The 3,555-nt window shown below is 69.0% G+C and carries 3 protein-coding genes; 2 read left to right on the forward strand and 1 reads right to left on the reverse strand.

Features of this window, described 5'->3' with window-relative positions:
- Positions 1 to 71 precede the first annotated feature (71 nt).
- The gene (gene serA / locus D588_RS0102660; protein ID WP_017912139.1) at positions 72 to 1,313 is read right to left on the reverse strand and encodes a phosphoglycerate dehydrogenase; all 1,242 of its coding nucleotides are present in this window, start codon (positions 1,311 to 1,313) and stop codon (positions 72 to 74) included.
- A gap of 343 nt (positions 1,314 to 1,656) precedes the next feature.
- On the opposite strand from serA, the gene D588_RS0102665 reads away from it, so the two are divergent.
- Together D588_RS0102665 and D588_RS0102670 are read left to right on the forward strand one after the other, a co-directional pair.
- Positions 1,657 to 3,045, forward strand: coding sequence for an FAD-binding oxidoreductase (locus tag D588_RS0102665; RefSeq protein WP_017914867.1), 1,389 nt, complete (start codon positions 1,657 to 1,659; stop codon positions 3,043 to 3,045).
- Between the two features lie 118 nt (positions 3,046 to 3,163).
- Positions 3,164 to 3,481, forward strand: coding sequence for a DUF2388 domain-containing protein (locus D588_RS0102670; protein WP_010341821.1), 318 nt, complete (start codon positions 3,164 to 3,166; stop codon positions 3,479 to 3,481).
- The last annotated feature ends 74 nt before the right edge of the window (positions 3,482 to 3,555 follow it).

Raw genomic sequence — 3,555 nt, forward strand, 5'->3', positions numbered from 1 at the left:
CTCTCCCTCCGGGAGAGGGGTTGGGGTGAGGGTCCGGGTCGCGCAGCGCACCCACGAATCCCCAATCCCCGCTAGTAAAGAATGCGCGTCCGCAACGTCCCCGCCACCTGCGCCAGTTCCTCCTTCAGCACCGCCGCCTGCTCCTCGCTGGCGGCCACGTCGATCACCACGTAGCCGACCTTGGGGTCGGTGCGCAGGAACTGGCCGTCGATGTTGACGTTGTGGCGCGAGAACAGTTCGTTGATCTGCGACAGCACGCCCGGCACGTTGCGGTGGATGTGCAGCAGGCGCAGGCTCTCGGCGTGCTCGGGCAGGGTCACCTCGGGGAAGTTCACCGCCGACAGGGTGCTGCCGTTGTCGCTGTAGCGCACCAGCTTGGCCGCCACTTCCACGCCGATGTTGTCCTGCGCTTCCAGCGTGCTGCCGCCGACGTGCGGGGTCAGGATCACGTTGTCGTGCGCGGCCAGCGGCGATTCGAACAGGTCGCCGTTGCCCTTGGGTTCGATCGGGAACACGTCCACCGCGGCGCCGCCGATGTGGCCGCTGCGCAGCGCCGCGTCCAGGGCGTCGATGTCGATCACCGTGCCGCGCGAGGCGTTGATCAGGTGCGCGCCCGGCTTCATCTGCGCCAGCTGCGTGGCGCCGATCATGTCGCGGGTGGCCGCGGTTTCCGGCACGTGCAGGGTGACCACATCCGAGCGGGCCAGCAGGTCGTCCAGGTCGGTGGCGGTGCGGGCGTTGCCCAGCGACAGCTTGGTCTCGATGTCGTGGAAGATCACCTGCATGCCCAGCGCCTCGGCCAACACGCCGACCTGGGTGCCGATGTGGCCGTAGCCGACGATGCCCAGCACCTTGCCGCGGGTCTCGTGGCTGCCGGCGGCCGACTTCGACCAGCCGCCGCGGTGGCATTCGGCGTTCTTCTGCGGAATGCCGCGCAACAGCAGGATGGCCTCGGCGATCACCAGCTCGGCGACGCTGCGGGTGTTGGAGTAGGGCGCATTGAACACCGGGATGCCGGCCAGTTCGGCGGCGTCCAGGTCGACCTGGTTGGTGCCGATGCAGAAGCAGCCGACCGCGATCAGGCGCTTGGCGTGGGCCAGCACCTCGGCGCTGAGCTGGGTGCGCGAGCGGATGCCGACGATGTGCGCCTCGGCAATGCGCTGCTTGAGTTCGTCTTCCGGCAGCGACTTGGCGTGCAGTTCGATCTGCGAGTAGCCGGCCGCGCGGAACACGTCGACGGCGGTCTGGCTGATGCCTTCGAGCAGCAGCACGCGGATATCCTGCTTTGGGAACGAGGTCTTCTTGGGCGACATTGCGGCGAGGGAGCGATGGCCAACGGGCCGGTCACTATGCCAGATGGCTTAGCGCTTTGGTGCGCCGCAATAGGATGCCGGGAGGATAGCGATGCAACGCTGGAAAGGTTTCAGGTGCATCGATGTTTGTTGGGAGGAGTCGGGACTCGGGACCCGGGACCCGGGAGAAGCGTGCACCTCTTGCGCCTGACGGTGTTGCTTGACGTCCCACGTCGGTTGCTTTTGCTTTTCCGGGTCCCGGGTCCCGGCTCTAGATTCCCGAGCCCCGGCTCCTTCCCAACTGGACGCGGTTACGCAACGCTGGCACGCTTGAATGCTTGCCTCCACCGATGCCTTTCCGCTCATGACCGACCCGCGCCTGGATGCCCTGGCCCTTGCCGTTCCCGGCCTGCGCCTGAAGACCGATCCCGCCGACCTCGAGCACTATGGCCGCGACTGGACCCGGCGCTGGACCCCGGCGCCGCTGGCGATCGCGTTGCCGGCCACGGTGGAGGAGGTGCAGGCGGTGCTGCGCTGGGCCAACGACCACGCGGTGGCGGTGGTGCCCTCCGGCGGCCGTACCGGCCTGTCCGGCGGCGCGGTGGCCGCGCACGGCGAACTGGTGCTGAGCCTGGAGCGGATGAACAAGGCGCTGGCGTTCGATCCCGTCGACCGCACCCTCACCGTGCAGGCCGGCATGCCGCTGGAGGCGGTGCACAACGCCGCGCGCGAGCACGGGCTGCTGTACCCGGTGGACTTCGCCGCGCGCGGGTCGTGCTCGATCGGCGGCAACATCGCCACCAATGCCGGCGGCATCCGCGTGATCCGCTACGGCAACACCCGCGAGTGGATCGCCGGGCTGAAGGTGGTCACCGGCAGCGGCGAACTGCTCGAGCTCAACCGCGGGCTGATCAAGAATTCCAGCGGCTACGATTTTCGCCAGTTGCTGATCGGCTCCGAAGGCACCCTCGGCATCGTGGTCGAAGCCACCCTGCGCCTCACCGACCCGCCGCCGCCGAGCAACGTGATGCTGCTGGCGCTGCCCTCGTTCGAGGTGCTGATGCAGGTGTTCGCTGCATTCCGCAGCCGGCTGCAGTTGGAGGCGTTCGAGTTCTTCACCGACCGCGCGTTGCAGCACGTGCTCGCGCATGGCGCGCAGGCGCCGTTCGACACCGTTTATCCGTACTACGTGGTCACCGAGTACGCCAGCGGCAACGAGGCGCAGGAGACCGCGGCGCTGGCCGCGTTCGAGGCCTGCATGGAGCAGGGCTGGGTACTGGACGGGGTGATCAGCCAGAGCGAGGCGCAGGCCGCGCAGCTGTGGCGCCTGCGCGAAGGCATTACCGAGGCGGTGGCGCGTTACACCCCCTACAAGAATGACGTGTCGGTGCGGATCTCGGCGATGCCGGCGTTCCTGGCGCGGACCCAGGCGCTGCTCGGCGAGGCCTACCCGCAGTTCGAGGTGGTGTGGTTCGGCCACATCGGCGACGGCAACCTGCACATCAACGTGCTCAAGCCCGAGGCCACTGTGCCGGCGGAGTTCATCGCCGCCTGCGAGCAGGTCACCAAGCTGCTGGCGCAGGTGCTGGCCGAGCACGGCGGTAGCATCTCCGCCGAGCACGGCATCGGCCTGGTCAAGAAACCCTACCTGGACAGCACGCGCAGCGCCGAGGAGATCGCGCTGATGCGCGCGGTCAAGCGCGTGTTCGATCCGTCCGGGCTGCTCAATCCGGGCAAGCTGTTCGACCCCTGAGTCCAGCCTGGCACCGATGCCGCGCGGCCCGTTCAGGCGCTGCGCGGGGCGGACCGCTAGGCTATGCGGCGCGGCGCTGGCCGTCCCCTTTTTCACGATCCCGTTTGGAACGATTGCAATGACCCGAGTGACCGCGCGCTGCGCCCTGCTGTTCGCCCTGATCCTGCCCGCGTTCGCGCAGGCGTCCAGCTTCGCCGGCAGTTCCGCCGGTTCGGCCTCCGCCGGCTCGGCCGGCAGCTCGGCGTCCTCGGACAGCAGTTCCAACAACGACAAGGTGGTGCTGCAGGCGCGCGACGACGCGGCCGGCTTCGTCGCCAGCGCCGGCCGTATCCGCGGCGTGCAACTGGAAGCGGCGCTGCGCGTGCTGCGCGAGCGCAACCCGCAGGCGCAACAGGCCAGCGATCTGGAACTGGCGCAGGCGATCCTGGCGCTGTGATCGCGCGCCGGCCACGGCGCCTGCGCGCGCGGTGGCTGGCGGTCCTGGCGCTGGCCGCTGCGGCGCAGGCCGCG

This window comes from Xanthomonas sp. SHU 308 (genome assembly GCF_000364645.1).
Lineage (GTDB): Bacteria > Pseudomonadota > Gammaproteobacteria > Xanthomonadales > Xanthomonadaceae > Xanthomonas_A > Xanthomonas_A sontii.

Excerpts from the sequence above, each read along its gene's own strand:
- D588_RS0102665 (WP_017914867.1), top strand. The coding sequence starts at position 1,657 with ATGACCGACCCGCGCCTGGATGCCCTGGCCCTTGCCGTTCCCGGCCTG.
- D588_RS0102670 (WP_010341821.1), top strand. The coding sequence starts at position 3,164 with ATGACCCGAGTGACCGCGCGCTGCGCCCTGCTGTTCGCCCTGATCCTG.
- serA (WP_017912139.1), bottom strand. The coding sequence starts at position 1,313 with ATGTCGCCCAAGAAGACCTCGTTCCCAAAGCAGGATATCCGCGTGCTG.